This is a genomic window from Capnocytophaga sputigena, from assembly GCF_900446695.1.
GTDB lineage: Bacteria > Bacteroidota > Bacteroidia > Flavobacteriales > Flavobacteriaceae > Capnocytophaga > Capnocytophaga sputigena.
Genome location: NZ_UAVP01000003.1, coordinates 773,988 through 789,237, shown reverse-complemented (window position 1 = coordinate 789,237; position 15,250 = coordinate 773,988). Strand labels below are relative to the sequence as shown.

13 protein-coding genes are annotated in these 15,250 nt (G+C 37.2%); 11 read left to right on the top strand and 2 right to left on the bottom strand.

Going from position 1 to position 15,250, the window contains the following annotated elements:
- Nucleotides 1-2: 2 nt before the first annotated feature.
- The 6 genes from cmk (at nt 3) to DR017_RS03545 (ending at nt 3,566) form a co-directional block, all read left to right on the top strand.
- Nucleotides 3-677: a (d)CMP kinase gene (cmk, locus tag DR017_RS03570; RefSeq protein WP_002680181.1), complete on the top strand. Its 675-nt coding sequence runs from the start codon at nt 3-5 to the stop codon at nt 675-677.
- 83 nt (nt 678-760) lie between these two features.
- A complete protein-coding gene (bioB, locus tag DR017_RS03565) occupies nt 761-1,894 on the top strand; it encodes a biotin synthase BioB (RefSeq protein WP_002680153.1) in 1,134 nt (377 codons plus the stop codon).
- A gap of 24 nt (nt 1,895-1,918) precedes the next feature.
- A complete protein-coding gene (locus DR017_RS03560; protein WP_002680108.1) occupies nt 1,919-2,143 on the top strand; it encodes a DUF3820 family protein in 225 nt (74 codons plus the stop codon).
- A gap of 83 nt (nt 2,144-2,226) precedes the next feature.
- On the top strand, nt 2,227-2,433 hold the full coding sequence (locus tag DR017_RS03555; RefSeq protein WP_002680228.1) for a hypothetical protein: 207 nt from the start codon (nt 2,227-2,229) through the stop codon (nt 2,431-2,433).
- A 20-nt stretch (nt 2,434-2,453) separates the two neighbouring features.
- Entirely contained in the window at nt 2,454-2,963 is a 510-nt protein-coding gene (locus DR017_RS03550; RefSeq protein WP_002680075.1) for a gamma carbonic anhydrase family protein, read from the top strand.
- 75 nt (nt 2,964-3,038) lie between these two features.
- Entirely contained in the window at nt 3,039-3,566 is a 528-nt protein-coding gene (locus DR017_RS03545; protein ID WP_040361390.1) for an autotransporter outer membrane beta-barrel domain-containing protein, read from the top strand.
- 99 nt (nt 3,567-3,665) lie between these two features.
- On the opposite strand, the gene DR017_RS03540 is transcribed toward DR017_RS03545, so the two are convergent.
- Together DR017_RS03540 and DR017_RS03535 are read right to left on the bottom strand one after the other, a co-directional pair.
- Nucleotides 3,666-4,943 (bottom strand): sensor histidine kinase, encoded by a 1,278-nt coding sequence (locus DR017_RS03540; protein ID WP_002680224.1) that lies wholly within the window; start codon nt 4,941-4,943, stop codon nt 3,666-3,668.
- Nucleotides 4,944-4,945: 2 nt separating this feature from the next.
- On the bottom strand, nt 4,946-5,617 hold the full coding sequence (locus DR017_RS03535) for a response regulator transcription factor (RefSeq protein ID WP_002680097.1): 672 nt from the start codon (nt 5,615-5,617) through the stop codon (nt 4,946-4,948).
- A 479-nt stretch (nt 5,618-6,096) separates the two neighbouring features.
- On the opposite strand from DR017_RS03535, the gene DR017_RS03530 reads away from it, so the two are divergent.
- From DR017_RS03530 to DR017_RS03510, 5 genes are all read left to right on the top strand, one after another.
- A complete protein-coding gene (locus tag DR017_RS03530; protein ID WP_040361388.1) occupies nt 6,097-9,123 on the top strand; it encodes a SusC/RagA family TonB-linked outer membrane protein in 3,027 nt (1,008 codons plus the stop codon).
- A gap of 18 nt (nt 9,124-9,141) precedes the next feature.
- Nucleotides 9,142-10,794 (top strand): SusD/RagB family nutrient-binding outer membrane lipoprotein, encoded by a 1,653-nt coding sequence (locus tag DR017_RS03525; RefSeq protein ID WP_002680222.1) that lies wholly within the window; start codon nt 9,142-9,144, stop codon nt 10,792-10,794.
- A gap of 18 nt (nt 10,795-10,812) precedes the next feature.
- On the top strand, nt 10,813-12,192 hold the full coding sequence (locus DR017_RS03520) for a glycoside hydrolase family 18 protein (protein ID WP_002680064.1): 1,380 nt from the start codon (nt 10,813-10,815) through the stop codon (nt 12,190-12,192).
- 12 nt (nt 12,193-12,204) lie between these two features.
- Nucleotides 12,205-13,464, top strand: coding sequence for a BT_3987 domain-containing protein (locus DR017_RS03515; protein WP_002680192.1), 1,260 nt, complete (start codon nt 12,205-12,207; stop codon nt 13,462-13,464).
- Between the two features lie 86 nt (nt 13,465-13,550).
- Nucleotides 13,551-14,978: a DUF1735 domain-containing protein gene (locus DR017_RS03510; protein WP_002680219.1), complete on the top strand. Its 1,428-nt coding sequence runs from the start codon at nt 13,551-13,553 to the stop codon at nt 14,976-14,978.
- The last annotated feature ends 272 nt before the right edge of the window (nt 14,979-15,250 follow it).

The following is a 15,250-nucleotide window of genomic DNA, read 5'->3' as shown; positions in this document are numbered from 1 at the left end:
TAATGAATATTATTATTGCCATTGACGGCTATTCGTCAACCGGAAAAAGTACTACTGCCAAAGCTGTAGCCAAAGCATTAGGCTACGTTTATATTGATACTGGTGCGATGTACCGCGCCGTTACTTATTTAGCTTTAGAAAAAGGCTATGTTTCTACCTCAGGTATCGAAGTAAAATCCCTGATGAAAGATTTAAGAAAATCAGAAATAAAGTTCGTCTACAACCCCGAATTAGGATTTTCTGAAATCTATTTGAACGGTAAAAATATTGAAACTGATATCCGTGGTATAGAGATAGCCAATTGGGTGAGTGAAGTTGCCAAACAACCTGAAGTGCGCACTTATTTAGTAGACCTCCAACGCAAAATGGGGAAAGACAAAGGTATTGTAATGGACGGGCGTGATATTGGTACTACTGTATTCCCTGAGGCTGAACTTAAAATATTTATGACTGCCAGCGAACAAGTACGTGCCCAGCGCCGTTATAAAGAGTTACAAGCCAAAGGTGATAACGCATCATTTGATGAAGTCCTCGCCAACATCCAGCACCGCGACCATATCGATACCACTCGCAAAGAATCTCCCCTCAAAAAAGCCGATGATGCTATTGTTATTGATAATACCAATCTTACCATAGAGGAACAAGTACAAAAAATCTTAGCAATGGTTAAAAGTTAATATTGCGTCACACACTTTCGTAATTTCGTAATTTGTCATTCGTAATTAATTTACTACCTTTGCCCCAAAAATAAAGAAAAACTATGTGTGAAAATCAACATACTTGCGGCTGTAACAATGCCCAAACACGCCATAACTGGACAAAAGAAGAAATCGTCGCTATTTACAACAAACCCCTAATGGAGTTGCTCTACGAAGCTGCTACCGTACACCGTAAATACCACGACCCCAACTCAGTACAAGTCTCTACCCTCCTTTCTATCAAAACAGGAGGCTGCTCCGAAGACTGTGCTTATTGTCCGCAATCAGCGCGTTATGAAACCGAAGTAAAAATAGAAAACACCGATATGATGAGTGTTACTCACGTAAAAGCCCAAGCGCTCCGCGCTAAATCAGCAGGAGCTTCGCGTGTGTGTATGGGGGCAGCGTGGCGTAATGTGAAAGATGGTCCTGAGTTTGAACAAGTACTCGAAATGGTACGCACTATCAACAAACTCGATATGGAAGTGTGTTGTACCCTTGGTATGATTACCGAAAATCAAGCCAAACGCTTGGCAGAAGCGGGCTTGTATGCTTACAATCACAACCTCGATACTTCAGAAGAATACTACAAAGAAATTATCTCTACTCGTAGTTATGACGACCGCCTCAAAACGATTGACAATGTGCGCAAAACCAATATCACTGTGTGCAGTGGAGGTATCATTGGTATGGGTGAATCACTCGAAGACCGCGCGGGTATGCTTGTAGCGCTTTCTACGCTCAATCCACAACCCGAGTCAGTGCCTATCAATGCCTTAGTGCCCGTAGAAGGAACGCCTTTAGAAGATTGTGAGCCCGTAGATATCTTCGAGATGGTGCGTATGGTAGCTACCGCACGTATCGTGATGCCTCAATCGCAAGTGCGTCTTTCCGCAGGTCGTACCCAAATGAGTCAAGAAGGGCAAGCCTTGTGTTTCTTTGCGGGAGCTAACTCTATTTTCGCAGGCGATAAACTCCTCACCACTCCTAACCCCGATATCAATGAAGATATGCAAATGCTCGGTGTATTAGGAATGCGCATCCAAAAACCATTCGAAACACACCCACAACCCCATACTGTAGAAGCAGCCGACTCTCAATATCACTCCTTAGGTGAAAATCCTAAATGGACGCGCCCTAACCACAAAATAGAGCGCAATGAAGAAAAGAGAAAAATGGTTAAAATAGCACACTAATAAATTTGCTAATTTTCTAATTCTATGAACCCTGAAATTCTCAAAGAAATCATCACAACCCCAATGCCTTATGGCAAGTACAAGGGGACTATGATAGCCGATTTGCCTTCCTATTACCTCGAGTGGTTCAGCACCCAAGGATTTCCCAAAGGGAAGTTAGGAATGCTATTAGCAACTACTTTTGAGATTAAAACCAATGGGTTACAAGAGATAATAGATAATCTTAAGACGCTAACTGCTAATAATTAAAGCACATAGTACATACAACTCTATGATACCACCTATGTGAGGGAGCTTTTCAAAAACAAAGTAACAAATAAAAACAATTATATATGAAAAATTTTGGTTCATTCTTATTACTCTTAGGAGTATTAGCAATTGTGCTAGATTTCTTTAACTATGTACCTAAACTCCTTTTCTGGATTTATGAATGGGGAGATGGTGTAGCTTGGGGTATCAAAATAGCTTTAATTGTAGTAGGAGGAATTTTGTGGTTCCTTGGTCGTAATGCTGAAGCAGAAGGAACTACTGAAAATTAAATCTCTAAAACCTAAAACGAATGTTAGTTAAGAAAATTAACGGAAAGCAACCTACCTTCGGGGAAGGTTGCTTTTTTGCCGAAAATGCAACCCTCACAGGCGATGTGCAGTTAGGCGACCGTTGTACTGTGTGGTATAACGCCGTCATTCGCGGTGATGTGAACAGCATTCGCATAGGCGATGACACCAATATCCAAGACGGTGTAGTGATTCACGCTACTTATCAAACACATTCTACTACCATTGGCAATCGCGTTTCTATAGGGCATAACGCTATTGTGCACGGTTGTACGATAGAAGACGAGGTGCTTATAGGAATGGGAAGTATTGTAATGGACGGATGTGTGGTGGAAAGTGGTAGTATCATAGCTGCTGGAGCAGTAGTACCTCCTAATACCCATATAGAAAAGGGAAGCCTTTATGCAGGGGTACCCGCTAAGAAAATCAAAGAAGTAACCGAAGAACAACGTGCTCTTATTGAGCGTACTGCGGCTAATTATCCCAAATACGCCAGCTGGATAGAAAATTAATTTATGGATAGGTAAATTTGCTAATTAGCAAATTATTTGTACTTTTGCCATTATTTTAAAAAACTAAGAATATCGATGAAAAAAATTATTGTAGCTGCAATGCTTGTGTTTTTCTCAGTAAAAACATTTGCGCAAGATCGTCAACATCAAGTAAATTTAAACATCTTGAACGCTATTTGGTTAGCTTCAGTTGAAGTAGGTTATGAGCATTTTATTGCTGAAAATCAATCTATTGAAGGAGAATTGTTCTTCAACGACCGTTTTTCTGTAATTCCTAAAGGCGGTGGGAAGTATAATGCTACTAGTGTAAAACTAGGTTATAACTATTATTTTGAAGAAGATGGAGGCACAGGTCTCTATGTAAACCCTTTTGTAAAACAACGTTTTGGTAATTATAAATATCCAGATACTAAAACTAACCCAACAAGGTTAGATAGTTTTATCTTAGGAATAGGAGCAGGTTATCAATGGAATCTTGACAATACTTTCGTTATAGCCCCTTATGCTAATATCGCTCGCAACTTCGGTAAAGGTGTAAATGAAGATAAAAGGTTCTGGGCTATCGAACCTAATTTTGGCATCAAAATAGGATATAGATTCTAATCAACAATTGCTAATGAACAATTGGTAATAATAAAAAAACAGGTAATAAACTCTATTGCCTGTTTTTTTATACGTCTATCAACTGAAACCTAATCCCTGTTACCTGACCCCTGAAACCTGGAAACAATGTTTTTCTTCTTCAAAAGTGTAATACACCTTCAAATGGTAACTTTCCGCAATCGATTTTACAATAGCCAAGCCTAAACCTGTAGAAGTAGCATCTTGTTGCCCCTTGTGGAATCGTTGGAAAATCTTAGAAGGGTCTAAACGTATGGCATCTTTGGCAGTATTTTTTACTTGAAAACGATTCTCTTCTATCAATATTTCTATGTTGCCACCTTTTTCAGTATATTTTATAGCATTGCGCAATAAGTTTGAAACGAGTATTCTTGCCAAATCGGGGTTCATCTCTACTTGGAAATCGCTTATTTCTTCAGTGTTCACTTCCAATGCTTTAAAGGCTATCAAATCGCTCAAATCGTCTATAATATCTGTTGTGAGAGCTTGAAAAGATACATCTTTAGCTTGCTTGTATTGCTGATTTTCTATACGGGTGAGCATTAGTAACGACTTGTTTAGGTGGGTCATTCTCATCAATGATTGTTTCACCTCACTCAGTTGTACCAATTGCTTTTCATTCAGCGAAGGGTCATTGGCGAGTAGTTCTAATTTGTTAAGAGTGATAGCCAAGGGGGTTTGGAGTTCGTGCGAAGCATTTTCTATAAATACTTTTTGTTCCTCGAATACCTTTTCATTGCGTTGCCACATCTGTTGGATATTATCGTGTAATATGTTAAATTCTATAACCTCGGTAGCAATGGGTTGTAGTTCTGTTTTATTGCCTACTTCATACCGCCTAATAGCGGAAAGTATCCCCTTAAAAGGCTTCCATATTTTATTGATTACTAATAGGTTGATAAGATACATAGAGAGTACTAACACAACATAAAGTACTCCTAAGGCAATAGCCAAATTAAATAGTAGGTCATCTTTCTCCACAGTTGAAGTGCGAATCTCAAGTGTATAAGGGTTCATATCACGATCGTAAAACCCTGTTTTCAGCACCCTATAAGGTTCTTCTTCATCGTCAAAAGGCATATAGAAAAAGGCATTGCTAAGGATGTTGCGGTCAGAAAAATCTTCTTGTGAAGGGTATACCCTAAAATCCTCTATGCCAAACTCATTTGTTTGCAGCAGTTCGGGGTGACGGAGGATATTTTGGATAATAAGCGTTTTTTTATCCTTAAGTCCATCGTCTATATTGTCGTACACCTCGTCCAAAATATAAGCGTAGAATACAACTGCCCACACTGCTAGAATCAGTAGGAAAGCGAGTGTAAGGTAGCGCAGAGTGTAGTTTTTTAATGATATTTTCATCCTTAAACTAATTTATAACCAATGCCATAAACCGCCTGTAAGTCTATTTCAGCTTCAGCAGTTTTGAGCTTTTTTCGAAGGTTTTTAATTTGCGAATAGATAAAATCAAGGCTATCCACTTGGTCTATATAGTCACCCCACACTGCTTCAGCAAGAGTCATTTTCTCCACTAACTTATCAGGGCGAATCATAAAGTAGTATAACAAGTCGTATTCCTTGCGATTGAGACTAAGAGTTTCCTCACCCACTTTGACAGTACGTGTTTCTGGAAAAAGGCGTACGTTTTTAAGAGTAATTACCTCTTCACCTTGTTGGTTTTTCCTCCGTATAATCGATTTTACCCTTGCCAAGAGTTCTGCGAGGTGAAAAGGTTTCGCAAGATAGTCGTCAGCTCCTTTTTCAAGACCTAACACCTTGTCTTCCACCGAGTCTTTAGCCGATATAATCAATACCGAGTGATTTTTTTTCATTGCTTTGAGCTCGTCTAAGAGTTGCATACCACTGCCATTGGGCAACATAATGTCCAACAGAATGCAATCGTAGTCGTAATCAGCGAGTTTAGAAAGGCCAGAGGTATAATCTTTAGCTGTTTCAACCAAAAAATGTTCTTGTTCAAGGAACTGTCGCAGGGTGAGGCGCAATTCTTTTTCGTCTTCTATTATTAATATTTTCATACGGGGGCAAAGATAAAGATAATTACTTAATTTAGCAATTTGTCATTTAGTAATTTTGAGGTGCTATTATTTATATTTGTATATCCAACTCAATAATTATTAAAATATTTTAAAAAACATCGAAAGTTTGTTTTTCTTTCAGCTAACTTTATAAGAGTTCTGTCTCTTAAATTTAACAATAAATTAACTAAAACTCTATTTTTATGAGAATAATATCTTAAATAGAAACTTTTTATGATTTTAATTTGATAAAAAATATAAAAGTGTTTTAGAATTCATTTTTTTTACAGTTAAAAAATGCAAATTTAGAAAGTGAATAAAATAAAAATATAGCCTATTTTATTTCGTTTGATTATCAAACTACTACGATTTTTAAAAAGAAAATACATAAGAAACGAAAAAAAATATTGTTCAAAAAATTTGCATTATGTTAAGGTATTCTTAACTTTGCCCCAAAATTAATTTATTTCAATAAAGTAATGAAAGTAAAAATATCAATGCTGTTATTCGTTTTTGCATTGTTTAGCGGTGCGCTAATGGCACAAACGAAAGTAACTGGTACAGTTACTGGCGGTGATGGAATGCCACTGCCTAGTGTGAGTGTTGTCATTAAAGGTACAACACGTGGAGTTTCGACTGACTTCGATGGGAAGTACGAAATTCAAGCAAATGCAAATGAGACCCTTGAATTTATCTCATTGGGGTATGCTACTCAGCAAAAAAAAGTAACTCAGGCTAAAGGGCATCTCACCCTTAATATAGTAATGCAAGAAGAAGCATTACAACTCGGTGGGGTAGTGGTAACCGCTTTGGGTATCAAACGCCAAGAAAAAGCCTTGAGTTACAACGTACAACAAGTGAAGTCTGAAGAACTGACTAAGGTGAAAGACGTAAACGTGGTGAACAGTCTTAATGGTAAAGTAGCTGGGGTGAACATTCAGCGCAGCTCTTCTGGGGTAGGTGGTTCTACTAAAGTAGTAATGCGTGGTCTTAAATCTTTGGATGGTAACAATGGTGTACTCTATGTGATTGATGGGGTGCCTTTGTTCAACAAACAAAGTGATGGAGGCGGAAGTAACTTCGGTAAACCAGGAGGTGGTGAAGGTATCGCCGATATCAACCCTGATGACATCGAAAGTATTAACGTACTTACTGGTCCTTCTGCAGCGGCTCTCTATGGTAGTGAAGCTGCCAATGGGGTAATCCTTATCAATACTAAAAAAGGTAAAGAAGGTAAAACCGAAGTGAATGTTTCTAGTAGTGTTGAAATCCTTACTCCTATCCAATTACCAGAGTTCCAAAATACCTATGGTAGCAATGGTGATAAGAGCTGGGGTGCTAAATTAGCAACTCCTTCTAATGTAGATCCTAAAAAATTCTTCAATGTAGGACACAACATTATGAACTCTGTAACCTTCTCTACTGGTAATGCTCAAAATCAAACTTTTGTGTCTGCAGCACAAACTAATGCCGAAGGTCTCATCCCTAACAACGCTTACTATCGTTACAACGTTGGGGTACGCAACACTGCTAACTTTGCAAAAGATAAATTGCATTTAGATGTAAGTGGTAACTTTATTCGTCAAGGTAGCCGTAATATGATTGCAGGGGGTGGTTACTTCAACCCATTAGTAGGTTTGTATTTGATGCCTCGTGGTATTGATTACCGCGATGTAAAAGCTTACGAGCGTTATAACCCAAGTACTCAAATTTATGAACGCTACCAACCTTTCTCTGAAAGAGCGGATAGCTACTTCTCTGAAAACCCTTATTGGGTAGCCAATCGCGAACTTTTCTTGAATAACAAGAAACGTTATATGATGTCAGCTTCATTAAAATATGATATCCTTGATTGGATGAATGTTACTGGTCGTGTACGTTTGGATAACGATTATGGTACTTCCGAAGAAAAATTGTATGCAAGTACTACTAACTTCTTAGTAGGTTGGAAAACCGAATTAGGTTCTTACAACAAAGGTCGTTATGCAATCAACGAAACTAAAGATGAGCAAACTTATGCCGATATTATGCTTAACATCAACAAGAATCTTGGTCAGAAATTCTCTTTGACTGCCAACGTAGGTTCTAGTTATAACGATCGTTTGAGCAATAACCTTTCAGCTGGTGGTTATCTTAAAGAAATTGCTAACTTGTTCTCAATAGCTAACTTCGACGGACAAGTAGGAGCTTCTGGTCAAGGATACTCTCGTGCTAAAAACGTAGCAGTTTTCGCTAGTGCCGAGTTAGGCTATAGAGGTATGTTATACCTCTCAGCTACAGGTCGTAACGACTGGTCTTCACAACTCGTAAACTCTGCTGAACCTTCATTCTTCTATCCTTCAGTAGGTCTTTCTGGTGTGATTTCCGAAATGGTGAAATTACCTTCTTTCATCAACTATTTGAAAGTACGTGGTTCTTATACTGAGGTAGGTTCTCCTATCAGTAAAACAGGTATTACACCTGGTACTATTACTCACCAACTTACCTCTACTGGTTTGGTAACTAACAAGGTATATCCTTACCCTGACTTCAAAGCGGAACGTACTGCTTCTTGGGAAGCTGGTTTGAATACTAAATTGTTTGATAATAGCTTGTCAGTAGATTTGACTTTGTACAAATCAAATACTTACAACCAATTCTTTGAACAACAATTGTCATCTTCTTCTATCTATACTTCTTTCTATTTGCAAGCTGGTGACGTAGAAAACCGCGGTATTGAGTTGGCAGTAAACTATAACAAAGAGTTTTTAAACAAACAATTAGCTTGGAACACTACCCTCACTTACTCTCGTAACGTAAACGAAATTAAAAAATTAGTACGTGGATATCGCAATCCATTCACTGGAGATTTATTTGATATTACCGAAGTAAGAAAAGGTGGTACTGTGTTACGTGAAGGTGGAAGCCTTTCTGATATCATAGTAAAAGGAGTGCTTTCACGTGATGTAAATGGTAACTTGATAGAAAATGCTTCTGGTTTCCAATACGATGAAACTCAAGAAATCAAATTAGGACGCTCTACCCCAGATTTCCAAATGGGATGGCGCAATACCCTTTCTTATAAAAATATCGACTTGAGCTTCCTTATCAATGGTAGCTTTGGAGGTATTGTACTTTCAGGTACTCAACCTTACTTAGATGCTTATGGTGTATCTAAAGCTTCAGCTGATGCTCGTGATGCAGGTGGTGTATTAGTAAATGGAAAACTCTACAACCCTGAAAAATACTATAACACTATTAAAAACCTTGATGGTTACTACTCTTACGATGCTACTAACGTACGTTTGCAAGAAGTTTCTCTTACTTACTCTTTAGATGGTTCTCACTTCTGGGATAAAGTAAAACGCGTAACTATTGGGGTAATTGGTACCAATCTTTGGATGATTTACAACAAAGCTCCTTTCGACCCCCAACTTACTTTTGGGGTAGGTACTTATGCAGCTAAAGAACTCTTTATGACTCCAAGTGCTGCTAGTTATGGAGCAAGTTTAAAAATTCAATTCTAATTCTAAACAAATACAGTAATGAAAATATTTAATAAACATATAGCAATTGTAGCTCTATCAGCTTTCAGTTTTACCGCTTGTATCAAAGATTTTCAAGAGGTGAATACCAATAAGCTACAACCTACTGATGCCGATATCAATCGTGGTGGGTACTCTTCAGGAGGCTACTTCAACGAATTGGTACAACGCCCTATCCCTACAGGAGTAGGCGTAGGACCTGCTAACGACTATCAAGTAGTACAAAATATGAGTACTGATAACTGGGTAGGTTATTTTTCACCAGGACGTAATAGCTGGGACAATGGTTTTAACCAAACTAGTTACTACATTTCTAACGGACGTGCTAATGGTACTTTCTCTACTTTGATTACAAGAGTAATGAACCCTTACTTCCAAATCAAAGGACAAATGCACAATGTAGAAACTGTGAATGGTAAATTAGTATATCAACCTAAAGATCTTACTAGTAATGCCATTTACCAATTGGCTCAAATCGTGAAAATAATGGGAATGCACCGCGCTACCGACCTTTTTGGTCCTATCCCTTATAGCGATATGGAACCTGGTAAAGTAAAAGCTAAATACGACAGCCAAGAACAAGTTTACAGATCTTTCTTAAAAGAATTGGAAGAAGCTGTTGCTGTACTCAACCAGTATGGTGCTAACAACAAAGTATTGCAAGATTTTGACCCTGTTTACTCAGGTGATACTTCTAAATGGATACGTTTGGCTAACTCTTTGATGTTGCGTTTAGCAATGCGTGTGCGTTACGTTGATGCCGCCCTATCTCAAGAATATGTAGGCAAAGCTATTGCTGGTGGTCTTATTGAAAATGATGACCAAGCAGGTAAGTTAGTAACCTCTAGCAAATACATATTCCACCATTCTTTGGTAACAATGTTAGGCTATGGTGAGCTTAAAATGGGGGCTACTATCTATTCTTACCTAAAAGGATATAACGACCCTCGTATGGAAAAATATTTTACCAAAAGTACTCCTAATGGTCAACCTTTAGATTTTTATGCAGTGCGCTCTGGTCTTAATAATACAACCCAAGCAGCCGATTACAAAGATTATTCAGTTCCTACTGTAGTGCAAACAACTCCTACTTACTGGTTGCGTGCCTCAGAAGTACAATTCCTTTTAGCTGAAGCTGCTTTGATGAATTGGTATACTGGTGATACTGCCGAAAACTTGTACAAAAAAGGTATCGAAATGTCATTTACTGAGAACGGTTTAACAACTGCACAAGCTCAAGCATATTACAACGCTTCAGGTACTCCTACTAAATATGTAGACCCAAGAGATTCTAACTACAATGTTGATGCAAAAAGTACTATCAATAAAAAATGGAGTGCTGTTACAAGTGTTGAAGATCACTTAGAGCAAATCATTACTCAAAAGTATTTAGCTAACTATCCTAACGGATTTGAATCTTGGAGCGAATGGAAACGTACTGGTTATCCTCGTATGTTTACAGCTGCTTACAACTTGAGCAACGTAGGAGCTCAAAATATTGATGTTACTGGTAAAGATTTTGGCGTACGTCGTTTCCCTTTCCCTCAAAGCGAATTTGAGTTGAATGCCGAAAACGTAACAGCAGCTAAAAGTCTTTTAGGAGGTCCCGATAACGCCGCTACTAATGTATGGTGGGACAAAAAATCTAAATAATTTTAAAGGTAAAATACTATGAAAAAATTTGTATACACATTATTAGCTCTTACTATTGGCTTTACAAGCTGTAGTAAGTGGACAGAAACAGAGTCAAAAGCAGAAGACTTTGAAAAAGCTGCGCTAGAGGACTTAAAGAACAAAAGAGATGCTGCCAAATGGCTTGCCGAGGCTGAACGTACTGAAGAGAACAAAAAAGCTTTGGAAGCCTATTGGGCTCAACTCCGTGAGTACAAACAAAAAGCGTGGCTCAATACGGGGGCAGCTGGAGGTCAAGTACCTATGGTATATTTTTGGTATGATGGCCCTACTTGGCAACCTATAAAAGGCATTGCACGTGGTTGGTTACAATCAGTTCCTGACTCAGTAGTAGCAATTTCTATCTGGGGAGGTACCAATATGCGTCCTGAAACCCTAACTCCTAACCATAAAAAAGATATCGAGATTTTCCACAAAAAAGGAAGTGCTATCTTGATGTGTTGGCAAACTCCAGGGGTAGGTTTAGGATTACCTGCTACTAAAGATGGAGTAAGTGGTTATAAAAATTTCCATAACAAATATCCTTATCCCCAATCTTATAGCGAATGGCCTGCAATTTATGCACGTGAGTTAGCGCGCTATATCATTGCAATGGATTTTGATGGCTATGATGTAGACTGGGAAACTTGTGGGGATCACGGAGCTGTAACTGAAGAAGGAACTCCTTTGATGATTGCTGATAATAACTACGAAAATATTGCTAATTTTGTTAAAGAAATGGCTAAATATTTTGGACCAGTAGGTGCTGAACATGCTGTAAAAACGCAAGCTGAACGCGAAGCTAATTTAAAAGCTTTGTTCGATGCTTCTACAGCTGGTTTCCACGCTAAAGAAAAAGAGTATATTGATGAGTTCAAACCTTATCTACCAGCTAATTATCTTACCAAACGTTACTATTTCTGTGCCGATGTGCCTTGTGATGTCCCTTCTATCTTTGGCTCAAATTCTCAAACACCTATCGCTAGTGGTAATGCTTTTGCTATTTATTTTGATAAACACTTCATGCAAGATTATTCTGTAGATGGTGTAAATCTTTCTGGTTCTATGCCACCAATGTTAGGAGGCCCTTACTACAACTCTACCTCTGCGAACTATCAAGCTGGTAATTTCCGTGTGATGATCAATAAAGGTAAAGCTGTAAAAGAAGGTAAAGTATGGGGATTAGGTGCTTATCACGGACAAAGTGACTTTGCTGTAACCAATGAAAGTGATGCTCACTTCAAAAAATATCTCCAAGATAACAATATCAAGCGTAAGTATTTACACTATGCTTGGACTCGTGAAGCCATTCGTGTGGCAAACCCACGCCCTGATTACTCAGGATATAAAGAAATGGAACCTACAATTATTCTCCCTTAATATTTTATTGCAATGAAAAATACAATCATAAAATTAGCGAGTGTAGCTCTATTCTTAGGGCTCACCGCTTGTCAAGAAAAATTAGACAGCGACAATAATAATAGTCTTGGAAGTATTCCAGCTGTGTATATGCACAATAGCAATGCTAGTGTGAGTTTCGCTAAATCTACTGAAGCAGGTAGTACTAACTTTGAAGTGCGTATGTCTAACCTAAGAGATCGCAATGAAACCATTACTATTGCTGCAAGTGATTTCTTTGCCGAATACAACGAAAAGAATGGCACTAACTACAAAATGTTGCCCGCTTCAGAATACGAGTTGTATGAAGAAGGTAATACTGCCAATAAATCTACTAATGGCACTTTAAATATCACTTTAAAACCAGGGCAAGCCTCTGTGCAAGTAGGAGTGAGAGTACGTCCTTTAAATGAAGATACCTATCCAATGGGAATTAAATATGCTATCCCTTTGCGTATTGTTTCAGCTTCATTGCCAATCCTTTCTAATAAGGATGTAGTAGTAGCTCTTAGTCGTCCGTTTAAAACTTCAGTAGCTTTAATAAAACAAGGCTATGCTTTAGGAGTAAAAGTAGCTGATAATGTTCAAGAAAGTGACGAATTTACTGTACAAGGAATGTTCTTATATGAAAAATTCCAAGCTTATAATGGTATTAACGTAAATATGTCTCTCTTCCAAGGTGAAATGTTGCCTTATACTCGTATAGATGCTGGTAAAATACAAGTGAAAAACGGTGGAGGTGATAGCCCCGACGACTGGGCAGAAACTGCTGATATTGCTAAAGATAAATGGTGTCAAATTACTTTTACTTATAAGGATTCTTTCCTTAAATTGTATATCAATGGTAAATTGATAAAAACTTATCAACGCCCTAGCTTAAAAGTTTCTCCAGGTATGCGCATCAATATCGAAAATACTCAAACTTCTTACTCTGCTAATCGCTATTTCCGTGAATTTAGAGTATGGAACAGAGTACTTACCGATGCTGAAATAGTAGATGGTTTATATCTCCCTGTTGACCCAACTAGCAAAGGTTTAGTAGTCTACTTGCCTATCAATAAAAAAGATGGCTTTAAAGATATGAGTAACTATGACAATACTGTAATCTATCGCAAAGGAACCTCTAGTTCCAATTCAGGAATACAAGATGGTCCTTCTTATGTGAAAGATATTGATGAAGCAACCTTTACCCCTACTGTACAATGGAAAGATAATGTGAAATTTCCTGCTGTAGGTTTAGAAACAGAAGAATAGTAATAACAATGAGGTTGTCCAAAAAGTATTAAAAGTTGCTTTTGCTTCATAAATTTTTTGGACATCCTCTAAAAAAAGCAAGTACAATGAAAAAAATAATATTTAATAGTTTAACAGTTGCTTTCTCCTTGGCTATCTTAGTGTCTTGTAAAAAAGATGAGATTTCTATTGAGAAAAATGAAAGTACGACTTGGGAAATCGACAAGAAAATAGTAGATGATGATATCCGTACTCGTATAGGATATGATCCAAGATTTGACTACGTTACTCCTACTGCTTCAGAAGTGGTAGCCCCTATGCTTACTTTAGAAGGCTTTACACTTACCGACAAAAACACCCGTACATTAGAAGTGAAACTAACAAAAGCTTCTGATAAAGATGTAACCGTTTCGTTGATGTATGATGCCTCATTGTTTAATAAAATAGCAGGTAACTACTCAGGATATGAGCTGGGAGATGCTTCGTTAGCAGAGATAGCAACTACTCAAAAAACAATAGCTGCTGGTACAACCACCACTACTTTTGAAATAAAGGTAACAAACCAGTCTAGTTTTAACAAAAAAGTAATTTTACCATTTGTTATAAATGTAAGCAATAATGAATTAGTAAAAACACTAAATGGGAAAGATTACTTCGTAGTTAGAATTTATCCTAAAGGTGTTACTTTTGAAGTTGCTAATAGTGAAATTCTTAAGGAAGCTATTGTGAAAGATGATGGTAAAACATATATGACTGACAAAGAGGTTGGGGTAATAGTTACTCCTTCAGATGTAATTTCCTCTGCTATTTCATTAGGATTAGTCAGAGATAATGGTCTTGTAACTGACACTACTAATCAAACCTTAGCACCAAGTAATATAGTAGCGACTATCAATAAAGTTGATTTTAGAAACATAGCTAAAGGGACTATTTCATTTACTTTACAGAATATAGAAGCCTTAACAACTAAGGGAAGATATGTACTACCTTTGAAATTAATGGCTTATGATGCTTCAGGAACTGCACATCAAGTGCTTGACACACCTATTTTAGTAACTATTGATGTAAGTAGTGATGGTATTCCTCTTGATAATGATATCAATAGAATACGCAATTATGATGGTGCCTATATAAGCTCTACTAAGTATAATTTCCATACAAATTATCAATCAAGTCATATTCGAAAAATGCATGATGGTGATCTAGGAGGTAATCCTTGGTGGATAGATACTCATATACAAGATGAAGATAATAGACCTTATGTACAAGTGATATTTACAGAGAAAACAGTTATCAAAGGTATTAAAATATATCAAAGAACACCAAATAAGAGAATTGAAGAAATGCAGATTTTTGCATCTCCTAGTGACACAGAACCTTATGTACTACAAGGAATTTATACAGAATCATCTAGCAGCCCAAGTGTATTAATTCTTCAGTTTGATAAACCTATTAAAACAGATGAACTATATATAGGGTACTTTAAAAATTCTAAAAACCAATATATAGACATTCACGAAATGCAATTCTTCTAATAGAAAAACATTTTACAAATGTAAAATATAAAAAAGAAGGTATTATCTTCTTTATCGTAGGACTATTATGCCCCTATGGTAAAGAAGATATTACTTTTTAGAATAAAATCAAACTATTTTCAAAATTCCCTCTTACCTATTACTTCCCCTCTCCCTGTTATAAAGTGTTAAATTTTTGTATACAAAAAGTTAAAATATAAAATATAAACAACTTCTTGTAGCTTTGTGTAATAAGGTTTTTATATAGGCTATTTGTTTATAAATGATACAGT